At 31.9% G+C, this 15,096-nt stretch carries 15 protein-coding genes; 12 read left to right on the top strand and 3 right to left on the bottom strand.

Annotated features, from left to right (window positions below):
• Positions 1-12: 12 nt before the first annotated feature.
• The 7 genes from FOC43_RS04425 to hypA all read left to right on the top strand — a co-directional run bounded on the left by FOC43_RS04425 (position 13) and on the right by hypA (position 7,185).
• A complete protein-coding gene (locus FOC43_RS04425; protein WP_023890787.1) occupies positions 13-1,533 on the top strand; it encodes a hypothetical protein in 1,521 nt (506 codons plus the stop codon).
• Positions 1,514-3,700 (top strand): carbamoyltransferase HypF, encoded by a 2,187-nt coding sequence (gene hypF / locus FOC43_RS04420; protein WP_004284968.1) that lies wholly within the window; start codon positions 1,514-1,516, stop codon positions 3,698-3,700. Before FOC43_RS04425 ends, hypF begins: the two co-directional genes overlap by 20 nt.
• Positions 3,701-3,776: 76 nt before the next feature.
• The gene (gene hypB, locus FOC43_RS04415) at positions 3,777-4,514 is read left to right on the top strand and encodes a hydrogenase nickel incorporation protein HypB (protein WP_002796836.1); all 738 of its coding nucleotides are present in this window, start codon (positions 3,777-3,779) and stop codon (positions 4,512-4,514) included.
• On the top strand, positions 4,514-4,795 hold the full coding sequence (locus FOC43_RS04410; protein WP_002796838.1) for a HypC/HybG/HupF family hydrogenase formation chaperone: 282 nt from the start codon (positions 4,514-4,516) through the stop codon (positions 4,793-4,795). Before hypB ends, FOC43_RS04410 begins: the two co-directional genes overlap by 1 nt.
• Positions 4,779-5,870, top strand: a complete 1,092-nt coding sequence (hypD, locus tag FOC43_RS04405) for a hydrogenase formation protein HypD (protein ID WP_002785902.1) — start codon at positions 4,779-4,781, stop codon at positions 5,868-5,870. Before FOC43_RS04410 ends, hypD begins: the two co-directional genes overlap by 17 nt.
• The gene (gene hypE, locus FOC43_RS04400; RefSeq protein ID WP_002784268.1) at positions 5,867-6,841 is read left to right on the top strand and encodes a hydrogenase expression/formation protein HypE; all 975 of its coding nucleotides are present in this window, start codon (positions 5,867-5,869) and stop codon (positions 6,839-6,841) included. The genes hypD and hypE overlap by 4 nt, the downstream gene beginning before the upstream one ends.
• Positions 6,841-7,185 carry a hydrogenase maturation nickel metallochaperone HypA gene (gene hypA / locus FOC43_RS04395; RefSeq protein WP_002784266.1) on the top strand — a complete coding sequence of 115 codons (345 nt, stop codon included), beginning with the start codon at positions 6,841-6,843 and terminating at the stop codon, positions 7,183-7,185. The genes hypE and hypA overlap by 1 nt, the downstream gene beginning before the upstream one ends.
• A 107-nt stretch (positions 7,186-7,292) precedes the next feature.
• Here the strand turns inward: hypA and FOC43_RS04390 are convergent, their stop codons facing one another.
• Both FOC43_RS04390 and FOC43_RS04385 read right to left on the bottom strand, forming a co-directional pair.
• Positions 7,293-8,258: a DNA polymerase III subunit delta gene (locus FOC43_RS04390; RefSeq protein WP_002787382.1), complete on the bottom strand. Its 966-nt coding sequence runs from the start codon at positions 8,256-8,258 to the stop codon at positions 7,293-7,295.
• Entirely contained in the window at positions 8,251-10,185 is a 1,935-nt protein-coding gene (locus tag FOC43_RS04385; protein WP_002781664.1) for an RNB domain-containing ribonuclease, read from the bottom strand. The genes FOC43_RS04390 and FOC43_RS04385 overlap by 8 nt, the downstream gene beginning before the upstream one ends.
• A gap of 122 nt (positions 10,186-10,307) precedes the next feature.
• Here FOC43_RS04385 and ilvC point away from each other — a divergent pair, with 122 nt between their 5' ends.
• The 5 genes from ilvC to FOC43_RS04360 are packed head-to-tail and all read left to right on the top strand — an operon-like array spanning position 10,308 to position 14,366.
• Entirely contained in the window at positions 10,308-11,330 is a 1,023-nt protein-coding gene (gene ilvC, locus FOC43_RS04380) for a ketol-acid reductoisomerase (protein ID WP_002776360.1), read from the top strand.
• 2 nt (positions 11,331-11,332) lie between these two features.
• Positions 11,333-12,364 (top strand): divergent polysaccharide deacetylase family protein, encoded by a 1,032-nt coding sequence (locus FOC43_RS04375; protein ID WP_002820415.1) that lies wholly within the window; start codon positions 11,333-11,335, stop codon positions 12,362-12,364.
• Positions 12,354-13,124 (top strand): DNA-processing protein DprA, encoded by a 771-nt coding sequence (gene dprA / locus FOC43_RS04370; RefSeq protein ID WP_004284970.1) that lies wholly within the window; start codon positions 12,354-12,356, stop codon positions 13,122-13,124. The genes FOC43_RS04375 and dprA overlap by 11 nt, the downstream gene beginning before the upstream one ends.
• Positions 13,121-13,501 carry a Holliday junction resolvase RuvX gene (gene ruvX / locus FOC43_RS04365; protein ID WP_002776373.1) on the top strand — a complete coding sequence of 127 codons (381 nt, stop codon included), beginning with the start codon at positions 13,121-13,123 and terminating at the stop codon, positions 13,499-13,501. Before dprA ends, ruvX begins: the two co-directional genes overlap by 4 nt.
• Before the next feature lie 10 nt (positions 13,502-13,511).
• On the top strand, positions 13,512-14,366 hold the full coding sequence (locus FOC43_RS04360) for an RsmB/NOP family class I SAM-dependent RNA methyltransferase (protein WP_370300696.1): 855 nt from the start codon (positions 13,512-13,514) through the stop codon (positions 14,364-14,366).
• 222 nt (positions 14,367-14,588) lie between these two features.
• On the opposite strand, the gene msrA is transcribed toward FOC43_RS04360, so the two are convergent.
• Complete coding sequence (gene msrA / locus FOC43_RS04355; protein ID WP_002776375.1) at positions 14,589-15,089, bottom strand: peptide-methionine (S)-S-oxide reductase MsrA; 501 nt, start codon at positions 15,087-15,089, stop codon at positions 14,589-14,591.
• Positions 15,090-15,096: the final 7 nt, after the last annotated feature.

Genomic DNA, 15,096 nt, shown 5'->3' with positions numbered 1-15,096 from the left:
AAAAGGCATAATATGACTTTGGATTTTGATTTTATTTATAATGCAGATAATGATATTTTTGAATATTTATTGCGTTTTTATGCGAAAAATTACAATTATATCCTTAGCAAAGAAGAAAATACCTATCATTTTTCTATCGATGCAGATGAAGAAAATTTAAAGACTTTTTGTGATTCTTTGAATTTCATGAGTCATAGCGTTTTTTTGAAAAAATTTGATGTAAAAGCGGGGCAGGGTTTTAGCCCTTGTATACCAGAAGATAAAGAATTTTCGAAATTTTCTTATATTACGCATTTAAATTCTAATGCTTATCAAGAAAAAAAACTTTTAAACAAAAACGAATGGGGCGTGTTTTGTGAGTGTGAATTTTCAAGCAATTTATCAGAATTTGAAAAAATCAATGAAGAAAATTTCAATACTTTTTTAAATCTTGCTTTTGATTTGTTAAGTCAAGAAAAAAAGATTTATTTAAAAGATAAAAATGGCATTTATGAATTTTCTTTGTTTAAGAACGAATTTATAGGAGATTTTTTACTTCCTTGTGATATTAAGGCTATAAATTCAGTTTTTGTTTGTTCAAATGAAAATTTAAAACTTCTTGCAAGTTTAGAAAAACCTTTGATGAAGCTAAGGTTTAATGCTATGTTTAGAAAAAATCACAATCTTGATTTTAGTGATTTTAAAATTAGACTTGCTAGGGATTTATTTTGTTTTGCTTTAGGTTTAAAACTTTTTGAAAATGAGTATAAATTTTTAAGCGTAAAAAAGATAGAAGAGTATCAAAAAGATTTTTATATCAGTGCTTTAGATGAGCAAGTGGTGGTTTTGGAAGGCTTTGAATTTATCAATGCTAAGGCAAGAGAGCTTATTTTTTCTAAAGAAGATAAAAATATGGCAAGAATTTCTTATCTTGTAAGCCGTTGTAAAGAAAAGGCTTTTATTTTAGAGCTAAGTAAAGATGATGAAGATATTTTGCTTATCAACAAAGAGCTTAATTTGCTTAAACTTTGCTTACCAAAACACAGCAAAGAGCTTTATGAAGAGATACAAAAAGATGAAATCGGCGCAAGACTTTTAGAAAATTTTGCCAAAGAATTTCCGCTTTTAAATGAGAGTTTTGAACTTAAAGACAATTTTTATTCTTTACTTTGCTTGGTGGGTAGGGTGTTAAATTTGGATGAAAATTTACACAAGGCAGGAGAAAAACTTTTAAAAATCGCAGACGAATCTAAAATGCCTCGTGGGGTGAAGATTGATTATCGTTTGAAAGAAGATAAAAGTTTTGATTATACTAGGACCTTAAGATCTACTATGAGCTTTATGCTAGCAGGGGTAGATAGTGCAAATATCGCTTATGGAGCTGTGGAAAGCTTGGCTTATTTTTTACGCGATACTTATGATGATTTAAGAGAAAAAAAACAGAGTGAAATGGCGCTAATTAGTGGATCTTTGTTTGAGCATAAAGCCTTGCTTAGAAATACTTTAAAACATCTTAAAAATTGTCAGTTAAGCGATGTGCCACTTAGGATATAAACTTCAAATTTCAGGACTTGTTCAAGGCGTAGGTTTTCGTCCTCTTGTCTTTGAGCTTGCCTCTGAATTAGGACTTCATGGAGAAGTAAAAAATGATGGTTTTGGGGTAGAAATTATCCTTGCTTGTACCAAAGAAGAATGCGAGAATTTTATCTATAAGCTCAAAGAGAAGCTCCCACCTTTAGCAAGGATAGATAGTATTGATATCACAGAGCAAACGACTACAAATTATACCCATTTTAGCATAGGTACTTCTTTGCAAAATGCAAAAACTACTCCAATGCTTAGTGATTTTGCACTTTGTAAAGAGTGTAAAAAAGAATTTTTTGATGAAAAAAATCCGCGTTTTTTATATCCTTTTATCACTTGTACGCATTGTGGGCCAAGATTTAGCATCATTAAAAATCTCCCTTATGATAGGTGCAATACCACAATGGAAGCATTGAAAATGTGTGAGTTTTGCAAAAGTGAGTATGAAGATCCTAAAAATAGGCGTTTTCATGCCCAGCCTATAAGTTGCCCTCAGTGTAAAATCGATGTTTTTTTAAAAAATAAAAAGGGTGAAATTCTAGCTCAAGATGATGAAGCTTTTAAGACCTGTGCTAAGCTTTTAAAGCAAGGAAAAATTTTAGCTATCAAAGGCATGGGGGGATTTCATTTGATGTGCGATGCCTTTAATCTTGAAGTTATAAAGGAGCTAAGACTTAGAAAAAACCGCCCCAAAAAACCCTTTGCCTTAATGTGTAGAGATGTGAGCGATGCTAAAGAGCTTTGTTTTGTGGATGAAGAGGAAGAAAAACTGCTTGGTTCTATTTTAGCTCCTATCGTGATTTTAAAAGCTAAAAAAGCCTTTTCTTTAATCGCTCCTGATGTGGATAAACTCGGCATTATGTTAGCCTATACTCCACTGCATCTTTTACTTTTTAGATATTTTGATGGGGTTTTAGTAGCAACAAGTGCAAATTTAAGTGGTGAAAGTATTATTAAAGATGAGGATAATTTGCTTAAAAAGCTTGGCAATGTTTTTGATTTTTATCTAGACTATGCAAGAGAAATTCACAATCCAAGCGATGATAGCATTGCTCAAGTTATAAATGGAAAAACTATGTTTTTACGCACTTCAAGAGGTTTAAATCCGACTTATTTGGAAATTAAAAGCGATAAAAAAGGAGTTTTTTTAGCTTTGGGTTCGGAGTTAAAAAATGAATTTGTGATTTTTTATGAAAATAAACTTTTGATTTCTCCTTATATAGGAGATTTAAAAAGTATTGATGTGCACGAGAGATTTTTTAAACTTTTAGAATTTTTTAAACAAAATTATGATTTGAAATTTGATGCGATTTTGTGCGATAAACACCCGCATTTTAGCTATGCAAAAGAATTTGAAGAAAGGATTAAAATTTCTCATCATTATGCGCATTTTTGTGCGGCTTATTTTGAATACGAAGAAAATTTTGCAAAAGATGAAAAGGCTTTAGCTTTTATTTGTGATGGAACAGGTTATGGCGAAGATGGTAAAATTTGGGGTGGAGAAGTTTTTGTAGGAAATTTAAAAGAATATGAAAGAATTGCACATTTTGAAAATTTCACTCTTATAAATAGTGATATTAAAAATATACAAAATTTAGCCTTAAGTCTTATTTTTCATTATGATTTAGAAGATAAGGCTAAGGATTTTTTAGCAAAAATTCCAAAAATAAAACTTGAAAATCTTAAAAAAATTCACACCCACTCTACACTTCAAACAAGTTCTTTAGGACGCATTATCGATGCTTTTGGGAGTATAGTTTTTAATATGGAAAAAATTTCTTACGAAGCACAAATCGGGCTGATGTGTGAAGCATTTTATGATGAAAATTTAGACTTTTCTTACGAGCTTTTTTCTAAGGATGGAGAAATCAACTTTAAAGAACTCATTGAGGGTGCTTTAAAGGATGAAAAAACTAAGGCAATTACAGGCATGTTTAATGCTTTAGCAAATTTTATCATAGATTTTAGCAAAGATTATGATTTAAAAGTGCTTTTAAGCGGAGGGGTTTTTCAAAACAAAACCTTGCTTGAAATTTTAAAAGCTAAAAATTTTGATTTTTTTATACCTTTAAAGTACCCTTGTAATGATAGCTCCATAGCCTTAGGACAAATGGTGCATTTTTTAAAAAAAGACTGATAATATCTTTAAAACTCATTAAAATTTAATACTTTTAAAGATAAAATCAAAGAAAAACTTTCAAAAGGAACATAATATGTGTAAGGATTGTGGCTGTTCAATAAATTCGGCTCATACTCATGAGCATTCTCATCATCATGAAAATCCAAGCCTAAAAGAAAGCAAAACCATAGAAGTAATTTCTAAAATTTTAAGTAAAAATGACGAAGAAGCCAAGCATAATAGGGCGCATTTTAATGAAGCTAACACGCTTTGTATCAATTTAATGAGTTCCCCAGGTAGCGGAAAAACTACACTTTTAGAAAGTACGATCAAAGCTTTAAAAAACGAACTTAAAATCGCAGTGATTGAAGGGGATTTAGAAACCAATAACGACGCTTTAAGAGTAAAAAATGCTGGAGCTTTGGCGTATCAAATCACTACAGGGCAAAGCTGTCATTTGGACGCTTTTATGGTGCATGAGGCTTTGCATCATTTAGCTATTGATGATGTGGATTTGCTTTTTATAGAAAATGTTGGAAATTTGGTTTGTCCTGCAAGTTATGATTTAGGAGAGCATTTAAATGTGGTTTTGCTTTCGGTAACTGAAGGAAGTGATAAACCGCAAAAATACCCTGTGATGTTTAAAAAGGCTGATATAGTTTTAATCACAAAGGCAGATTTGGCCCATCATTTTGATTTCGATATTAAAGAGGCGACTAGGTTGATTAAAGAATTAAATCCTAGAGCAGATATTATCACCCTTGATGCAAAAAATGGCACCAATATGGAGCTTTGGTATAAGGTGCTTAAACTTAAAAAGGAGCTTTTTTAATGTGTTTGTCTATACCTTCTGAAATTTTAGAAATCGATGAGTTAAACAATGCTTTAGTACAAACTTTAGGCGTGAAAAGAAAAGTTAATTTGGATTTGATTGATGAACCTTTAAAACAAGGCGATTATGTCTTAATCCATGTAGGCGTTGCTATGGAAAAAATCGACAAAGAAGCTGCACTAGAAAGCATTAAAACCTATCAAGAAATAGTAGAAAAAATGAATAGTGGAGAGATAAAAAGTGATGAAGGAGATTTGGGTTTAAATGAATTTTATCGATGAATTTAGAGATAAAGAAAGCATTTTAGCTTTAAAAAAACTCATAGAACAAGAACTTAAAAATCCTATTAATATCATGGAAATTTGCGGTGGGCATACGCATAGTATTATGAAATATGCCCTGCCTTCTATTTTGCCAAAGGAAATTAACTTTATCCATGGGCCAGGATGTCCTGTTTGTGTTATGCCAAGAGTTCGCATTGATACAGCTATTAAGCTAGCCTCCATGAAAGATACGATTTTTTGTACCTTAGGGGATCTTTTAAGGGTGCCTGGAAGTGAAATTTCTTTACTGGATTTAAGAGCTAAAGGGGCTGATGTTAGAGCACTTTATTCTCCGCTTGAAGTTTTGGAAATCGCTAAGCAAAATTTAAACAAAAATATCATCTTTTTTGCTATAGGTTTTGAAACCACTACGCCTATGAGTGCTTTACTTCTTCAAAAGGTTATAGAAGAAAAAATAAATAATGTCTTTTTTCATATCAATCATATCACGGTTCCAGCACCTGTAGAAGCGATCATGAACGATGAAAATGTAAAAATCAATGCTTTTTTAGGCCCTTCTCATGTGAGTGTGATAACAGGTTATGGTATTTATGAGCCTTTAGCAGCAAAGTTTAAAACCCCTATAGCGGTGAGTGGTTTTGAGCCAGTTGATATTTTAGAAAGTGTGTTAAATATCATAAAACAAAGCAATGAAGGCACTTTTAAAGTGTATAATCAATACAAAAGAGCCGTAAGCAAAGAAGGCAATGTTAAAGCACAAAATTTAGTAAAAAAATACTTTAGGGTGTGTGATTTTGAATTTCGTGGCTTAGGACTTATTAAAGATGGAGGCTTGGAGCTAAAAGAAGAATTTAGCGCTTACGATGCGAGTAAAAAATTTGATTGCACGGTGCAAAGCAAAAATGAAAGCAAAGCCTGTATTTGTGGGCAAATTTTAAGAGGTTTAGCCAAGCCTTATGATTGTAAAGTTTTTGGTAAGGCTTGTACGCCAAGAAGTCCTATAGGAAGTTGTATGGTTTCTGGAGAGGGTGCTTGTGCGGCGTATTATAAATACTCAAAGGTGAATGTATGAAAAATATTTCCTTAGCCCACGGAGGTGGCGGAGAAGAGATGAACGAGCTTTTAACTAAGCTTTTTAAGATCTTTGATAATGAAATTTTAAACGCAAATAATGATGCAGCGATTTTGGGAAATTTGGCTTTAAGCACGGATTCTTTTGTTTTAAGTCCGATTTTTTTAGATGAAGAGGTCAATATAGGCAAACTTTGTGTTTGTGGTTCTATTAACGATGTTTTGATGGTGGGTGCTAAGCCAAAATATCTAAGCTTAGGGCTTATCTTAGAAGAAGGTTTTGAGCTAGAAAAATTAGAACGCATTGTAAAAAGCATTAAAGAAGAATGTGAAAAATGTGGAGTTATGTTAGTTTGTGGCGATACTAAAGTTGTTCCTAAGGGTAAAGCAGATGAAATTTATATCAACACTACAGCCTTAGGTGAAATTATTTCTAAAAAAGAAAGTAAAAATATCAAAGCAGGGCTTAGCATACTTCTTTCAGGTGATATAGGAAGGCATGGAGCTAGTGTTTTAATCAAAAGAAATGAGTTAGAAGCTGATGTTAAAAGTGATTGTAAGGCTTTGGATAAAGAGGTTTTAGAGCTTTTAGAAAAAGATATAAAGGTTGTAGCAATGAGAGATGCTACTCGTGGGGGGCTTAGTGCGGTTTTAAATGAGTGGGCAAAGCAAAGCGGAAATGATCTTTTGATCTTTGAAGAAAAAATCATCGTTCAAGATGAGGTTTTAGGACTTTGCGAGCTTTTTGGTTATGAAGCTTTTGAGCTTGCAAATGAAGGCACTTTTATACTGTGCGTGGAAAAAGAAGATGAGTTAAAGGCTTTGGAAATTTTAAAAAAATACAATGTAAATGCTAGTATCATAGGAGAAGTTTTAGAAGAGAAAAAAGCTCGTGTGATTTTAGAAAATGCTTATGGAGCTAAACGCTTTTTAGAAGCTCCTAAGGGCGAACTTTTACCGAGAATTTGCTAATGCACGAGCTTAGTATAGTAGAGTCTTTAATCGAACTTTGCGAAGAAAATGCTTTTGCTCATAAAGCTAAAAGTGTGCAAGAGATTTATGTAAAAATAGGTCGTTTAAGCGGTATAGAAGTAGAGCTTTTTAGGCGTTGTTTTGAAACTTTTAGGGAAAATTCAGAGCTTTGCAAAAATGCAAAGCTTTTTATAGAGCTTGCACCGCTTGAAATTTTGTGTTTAAAATGTGACCAAACAAGTGTTTTAGAAGAAAATGTTTTTAAGTGCCCTAAATGCGAAAGTATAGAGTATAAAATCTCACAAGGTGAGGATTTGCACCTCATGCGACTTGTGATGGAGTGAGTCAAAAAATTGATTTTTTGCAAAACGATAATCTCTTAAATAAAGAATTTTAGGGAAATTTTACAAGAAATTTAAAGAGCAAAATAAGAAATGAGATTGTCAATAATCTAACTTTTTATAATCCTTGCAAGCTTTAGCAAAGTGGCGATTAGAAATTCTTTTTTAGCAAGTTTGGAATTGGTTTTAAGTTCGTATTCACTTTTAAGCAAAAGGTTAAAAATTTCTTTATAATGTTTGATTTTTAAGCTAAAAGCTTGTTCGTTTAAATTTTGTGCTACTTGAGGCGGAGGAGTATAACCTAAGAGTTCTTTAAAATCCACTTTCCCATAAATTTTAGCATAAAGAGCAATTTTAAAAAGACGGTAAAAGGCAGAACTTAAAGAGTTAATCAAAGCAATTTCATTAAAATTATCCAAAATCTTCTCAAGCTCATTTTTAAAATCGGCTCTTTTTAAAATCTTTTCAAAGAAGCTTTCAAAACTTCCTATGTTTAAGCTATAACAATATTGCTCTATGGTTTTTTCATCCACTCTTAAGCCGCTGAATTTATTAAGCTCGCTAGCAGCAAGATACAAATTCTCATCAAAGCTTGTAAAAAGGGTAAATAAAGCATTTTGAGTGATTTCTATATGGAGTTGTTTTGCTTTTATGCTTAAAAGCTTTATCCCTTCTCTTGCGTTATTGGCCTTGAAAAAACGCACAAAATTAGGAGAAAAGATTTTTTCTATATCGCTTTGTTTAGAGCTTTCATCGTAAAGTTCTAAAAGTAAGAAATTGTCTTTATTATTTTTACAAAGCTCAACTAAAACTTTAAGTTCTTTTGTGGGAATTTTTTTAGAAGTTTTGATTTCTAAAAGCTTTTTTTCGCTAAAAAGCGAACCTCCGCTTAGAAAATCACTTGCACGAGTAAAGCTGTATTCTTCAAAAAATAATTTTAAAATTTCATCCGCTTGGTATTTTTCCTTGATAAAATCAGCATAAAGCTCACTTTGAAAATTATCAGCTCCATAAAGAAAGAAAAAATTATCAATTTGATTTTTGGAAAGTAAATTTTGAAGTTCTTTTCTATACATTACTTTCCTTTCTAAGTCTTTGGGTGATTTTTGCATAAATTTTTGCCATGATGATGTCAGCTTCTAAAATTTGCACTTCTACGCTTTCTAGTAAATTTACCCGCGTATCATAAAGGATGATATCAGCTCCTTTGATCTCATCATCAAGTTTTGCTATACAAATTCCATCATTTTGCACTACTAGGGCTTTAAATTTTTTGCCTATATTTTTAGCTGCCCATCTCGCAAATTTTCTATCCATAAAATCATAAGCGACTTTATCAGCCTCTCTTTCAAGCACGCTAAGGTTTTCGCAAGTGCTTTGTATATTTAAAAGTAGGTAATTAAAAAGTTTTTCATCTTTTTTTTGTTTAGCTTTTAAAAGTCTATGTAAGATAAGATCAGAATACCTGCGTATAGGACTTGTAAAATGTGAGTATTTGTCAAAACCTAAACCAAAATGCCCCCCGTTTTCGCTAGAATACTCTGCCTTTTTTTGAGCTTTAATGATGAGTTTATCCACTTCCGCTCTTAAGCCAAGCTCATCGGCTAAAGCTTGTATATCGCGTATAAGCTCAGGCAGGTTAGGTTTTAGTTTTACATCGATTCCAAGCTCTAAAAGTTCATTTAAAAGTCTATCTATCTTTTTCATATCTGCACTAGAGTGATTTCTAAAAACACCTACATCGATGAGTTTTGCTGCGGCTTTATTGGCTAAAAGCATACAATCTTCGATCAAATTATGCGAAGGCGTGTCTTTTTCAAAAACTGTGCTTTTTAGACTTAAGTTTTCATCTAGATTCATTCTTAATTCTTCGGTGCGAAATTCAAAGGCATTTTTAAGACGCATTTTGCGTAAATTTTTTGTGATTTCAAAAAGCTCATAAAGCCATGAAAGCTCTTTTAAATCAGGTTTTTGTATCAAAATTTCATCAACTTCATCATAATTAAAACGGCGTTTTGAGTTGATAATACCTTCAAAAAGTTCTTCTTTTATGACTTTATTTTCATGATCGAGTGTGATTTTAAAACAATACGCTAAGCGATCTAAATGAGGCTTTAAAGAACAGATATTTTCACTCAAAGGACGAGGTAGCATAGGTATAGCAATATGTGGAAAATAAATAGAAAATCCACGATTTCTTGCTTCTTTATCTATAGCGCTATAAGCATGAACATATTCGCTAACATCAGCAATAGCTACATAAATTTCTCGTTTTTGAGTGTCAAAATAAATCGCATCATCAAAATCTTTTGCATGTATAGGATCTATGGTGCAAAAAGGCAAGGCTCTTAAATCCATGCGATTTTCATACATGCTTGCATCAACGCTATCGCCGTTTGCTAGAGCTTCTTTGATGCAAGCGTCGCTAAATTCGTTATTTTTATTAAAAAGAGCTAAGGAGATTTTTTCATCTACGCTTTCATCATCGATATGTCCTAAAACTTCTATGATATTGTTATTTTCATTTTCTATTTTTAAAATTGTCCCTAAAGGTAGTGCTTTTAAGGATTTTTGAGAAGCTTTTAAGGTGGTGCTTAATCCTGTTTTGATATTCATTCCAAGAACTGCTTCGCCGTATCTTTTGGTGATAACAAGTGAGGTTTCATTAGCTCTTTTTAAAACCAAAACCACTTTAGCACTAGGGCGTTTTTTCTTTAAGGGGAGTAATTTAGCAGCAACGATATCTTTGTAATTTGCTCCTTTTAAATTTTTATTTTCTATAAGCAAATCTTTTTTAAAACTCTCATCAAAACACTGTAAAAATCCTGTGCCCTTGCTCGAAATATCAAGGGTTCCAAAAACATAGCCATTATTAAGATAGTATCTATTTTTGTGTTCTTTGATGATGTTATTAGCTAGAAGCTCTCTTAGAATTTGTTTAAATTCATTGCTAACTTCATGAGCACTTATGCCGTAATTAAGATTGTTTAAAAATTCTTTCACTGCTTTACTTTATGTAAATTTTCTTGAGAATTCTTGCATAAAGTTTATAAAAAAAATATGAAATTTAAAACTTTATTGTTATAATAAGATCTTTAATTTTGAATTTATTAAGGAGTAAAATAATGGCTGTTACAGTTTATTATGACAAAGACTGTGATTTAAGTTTGATTAAATCAAAAAAAGTGGCAATTATAGGCTTTGGATCTCAAGGACATGCCCATGCTATGAATTTAAGAGACAATGGGGTTAATGTTGTCATCGGGCTTCGTGAAGATGGGGCAAGTTTTTCTAAAGCAAAAAGTGCAGGTTTTGAAGTGATGAGCGTAAGCGAAGCTTCGAAAGTAGCAGATGTGATTATGATTTTAGCTCCGGATGAAATTCAAGCTGATATTTTCAATGCGGAAATAAAACCAAATTTAAGTGAAGGCAAGGCTATAGCTTTTGCACATGGTTTTAATATACATTATGGTCAAATCGTAGCTCCTAGAGGTATAGATGTAATCATGATAGCCCCAAAAGCACCTGGGCATACAGTAAGAAATGAATTTGCTATAGGTGGTGGAACTCCTTGTTTAATAGCGATTCATCAAGATGAGAGCAAAAATGCTAAAAATTTAGCTTTAAGCTATGCAAGTGCGATCGGGGGTGGACGTACAGGTATTATAGAAACAACCTTTAAAGCCGAAACAGAAACAGATCTTTTTGGTGAGCAAGCTGTGCTTTGTGGTGGGCTTAGTGCTTTGATCCAAGCAGGATTTGAAACTTTAGTTGAAGCAGGATATGAGCCTGAAATGGCTTATTTTGAGTGTTTACATGAGATAAAACTTATCGTAGATTTGATCTATCAAGGTGGAATTGCAGATATGCGTTATTCTATTTCAAACACTGCAGAATATGGCGATTATATCACAGGACCAAAAATTATCACTGAAGAAACTAAAAAAGCTATGAAGGGCGTTTTAAAAGATATACAAGATGGAAATTTTGCTAAAGATTTTATTTTAGAACGCCGTGCAGGTTTTGCAAGAATGCATGCAGAACGCAAAAATATGAACAATTCTTTAATCGAGCAAACAGGCCGCAATTTACGCGCAATGATGCCTTGGATTAGTGCTAAAAAATTAATCGATAAAGATAAGAACTAAAATTGTCAAAAAAACTGATTCAAATCAAGCGTTATTTAATCATCGCTATACTTTTTTTAATATGCGTGATTTTATTTTTGGGAATTTTGATTCAATATCAAGATTCTCAAAATGCATTAAAATTCGCTCAAAATTCTAGTAAAAATATAACAATAGAACCCAAGCAAGAAAATATATCCAATGAAAATCATTTGGGTATTTTTAAAGAAATTCCTTATAAAGACGAAAATGATAATTTTCAAGAAAACAATCAAAGCATTTTAGAAGAGCAAATAAAAGATTTAAATTTAAGTAGTATTATAGATGAAAATTTAAGCCTTGTAGTAGAACAAAATTTAAGCAAGGAAGAAAATCTTACAAAAGATATGAATTTAAGTAAAACAAAACAAGCCCGCCTTGCTATCATTATAGATGATATGGCGAACATAAGTCAAGTTAGGGCTTTACAGGCATTAAAACTCAAACTTATCCCTTCATTTTTTCCACCCGATAAAAATCATATCGATACCCCAAAACTTGCTCTAAAATTTGATTTTTATATGGTGCATTTGCCTTTAGCGGCGATGAATTATACTAAGCCTGAGCTTGATACCTTAAATCCAAGCGATAGTGAAAAGCGTATTTTTAAAAAAATACAACAAGTGAAAAAAGATTTTAAAGATTTAAAATTTATCAACAATCATACAGGAAGCTTATTTACAAGTGATGAAAAAGCAATGAAAAAACTTTATAAAGCCTTTGAAAAAGAAGAATTGATTTTTGTAGATTCTAAAACCATAGCAAGCTCTAAAGCGCCTAAAGTGGCTAAGGCTTTGGGGCAAATTTATATACAAAGAGATGTGTTTTTAGACAATCGCGATGATGTTGCTTATATCAAAAATCAACTCATAGAAGCGGTAAGGCTTGCTAAGCAAAAAGGCTTTGCGATAGCTATAGGACATCCTAGAAAAAATACTTTTAAAGCCTTAGAGCAAAGCAAAGATTTGCTTAAAAGTGTTGAGTTAGTGTATTTAAGTGAGATTTATGCAAAGTGAAATACCAAGCGCTTATCTAGAGCTTTTTAAAGAGTTGAAAAATCCTCCTAAAAAACTTTATTATAAAGGAAATTTAAAACTCTTAGAACAAAGAAAGATAGCCATTATAGGCTCTAGGCGTATGAGCACTTACACTAAAAATTGCGTTTTTGAGCTTTCAAATTTGCTTAAAAATTCAAAGATAAGTGTTGTAAGCGGAGGTGCTTTGGGTGTTGATATTAGTGCAAGTATGGCGGCTATGCCAAACACTATAGGGGTTTTTGCCAATGGTCTTGATGAAATTTATCCTAGAAGCAATGAAAAAATTATAAAACAAATTTATGAAAATGCTTTGGCTTTAAGCGAAAACGAATCCTACTATAAGCCTAAGCCTTATGATTTTTTACTTAGAAATAGGCTGATTGTCGCTTTGAGTGAAGCCGTTGTTGTTGCGCAAGCAGATTTGCAAAGCGGCTCCATGCAAAGTGCAAGACTTGCTTTGGAGCTTAATAAACCTTTATATGTTTTACCCCAACGCAAAAATGAAAGCGATGGGACAAATTTACTCTTACAAGAAAAAAATGCGAATTTGCTTTTAGATTTTAAAGAATTTGCAAGTTGTTTTGGGGTTATAGAAGAAGAAAAGGATGAATTTTTAGACTTTTGTAGACAGGGCGTAAGCGTGGATGAGGCAACTCAAATTTATAGAGAAAAAGTCTATGAGTACGAGCTTGAAGGAAAAATTTCCATAGAAGGTCTTTTTATAAGGGTTTTGGTATGAGAGCTTTGGCCTTAGATGTGGGTTTAAAGCGTATAGGCGTGGCGCTTTGTATAGATAAAATCGCCATTCCTTTAGAAGGTATAATCAGAAAAAACCGCAACCAAGCTGCAAATGAAGTTAAAAATTTACTTCAAATTCATGATATTTCTTTATTGATTGTAGGTATTCCTAAGGGAGGATCGAGCGAAGAAGAAATGACAAGGCGTATCAAGCATTTTGTATCTTTGCTTGAATTCGATAAAGAAATTCGCTTTGTAGATGAAAGCGGAACAAGTAAAGAAGCTTTAGGATATGGTGTGGCTAATACACGCAAAAAAGATGCCAAGCTAGACTCTTTAGCAGCTTTAATCATGATAAAGGATTATTTTGGAATATAATCTAGCCAGTATTTATAATGATAAAGAACTTGAAAATCTTAAAAATTCTTTTAAATTGCCCAAAAAAATATGCTGTTTTATAAATCGCCTAAAATGTGATAATTTAACACTTGAAAGAGAATTTCAAGATTTGAATTTAGAGTATAAAAAGCTTAATGAGTACTGCTATCTTTTTAAGGCTTGTGATAAAAGTATTTTAAGCTCTATGCAAGCTTTTAATGAATTTAAATTTTATATACAAAATTATGCTTCTTATTTGTGCGCTTTAAATTTGGATGTAAAGGCAGGGCAGAGTGTTTTAGATATGTGTGCAGCACCTGGTGGAAAAAGTATCAATCTTGCTAATTTTATGCAAAATGAAGGTTATCTAGCTTGCAATGAAGCAAGTAAAGATAGGTTTTTTACCTTGCAAAAGAATTTGAAAAATTATGGAGTAAAAGCTCGAGTTTTTATGAAAGATGGTAAAAATATAGGAAATTTATGCCCTTTAAAATTTGATAAAATTTTACTTGATGCACCTTGTTCTACTTTAGCAAAAATGGGTTTAGAATTAGAAAAAAGTTCTAAAGAGATTAAAAACATAGCTAAACTTCAAAAAAAACTTTTACATTCTGCACTCAAGGCTTTAAAAGTAGGCGGAGAGCTTGTTTATAGTACTTGCACTTTTACCAAAGAGGAAAATGAAGAAGTGATAGAAAATGCTTTAAAAAGTGATTTTGATATAGAGCTTTTGGATATAAATTTAGAAAATGCTTTGGCAAAAAATGGGCAAAGTAGCGAATTTGAAGCGATTTCTAAATGTAAACGCATTTTACCTTGTGAAGAATACGACGGATTTTTTATCACTAAATTAAGGAAAAATTGATTTTAATTCTTTAAGGCTAAGTTCGCATAGAAGCTAAAATTTCATTATATATTAAAATTATTCACATCTTCAAGTAAATTCACAAAAAAACTTAAAAAACAATAAATGTTTTTTTGGAAAATTTAAAACTTAAAGTCCTATTTTTAGGGCTTTGAAAAGAAAATCACATCGTGAAAAGCCTGTGAATAAAAAATAAATTTTTTAAAACTTAAAAAGATAATTTCACTCGTAATTTCTAATTTTTTCTAGTTTAGGTGCTATAACAAAACGACAATAGCTTTGATTGGGATTGTGTATAAAATAATGCTGATGATAATCTTCTGCTTTGTAATATTTTTGAAGTTTATAAATTTGTGTGACAATCGGAAGTGAAAAATTAACTTGTTCTTTTTTTATAAAATCTTCTATGGTATTTTTATCGCTTTGGTTTTCATAAAAAATTGCCGAACGATATTGAATTCCTATATCAGCTCCTTGTTTGTCAAAGCTAGTTGGATCATGAATTTTAAAAAATAAGCTTAAGATTTGTTCTAAGGAAATTTTGGCTTCATTGTAAATGATTTTAACCACTTCTATATTGCCATCGCCATTGCAAACACTTTCATAGCTAGGATTGTCATTTCCACCTGTGTAGCCTACTTCAGTGTGTATAATGCCTTCAAAATTTTCAAAAGCAGCTTCTACACACCAAAAACATCCACCACCTAAAATGATATTTTTCATAAAGAAT

This window comes from Campylobacter coli (assembly GCF_009730395.1).
Classification (GTDB): Bacteria; Campylobacterota; Campylobacteria; order Campylobacterales; family Campylobacteraceae; genus Campylobacter_D; species Campylobacter_D coli.
Note: the sequence above shows the minus strand (reverse complement) of the source record. Positions and strands in the feature narration are given on the sequence as shown.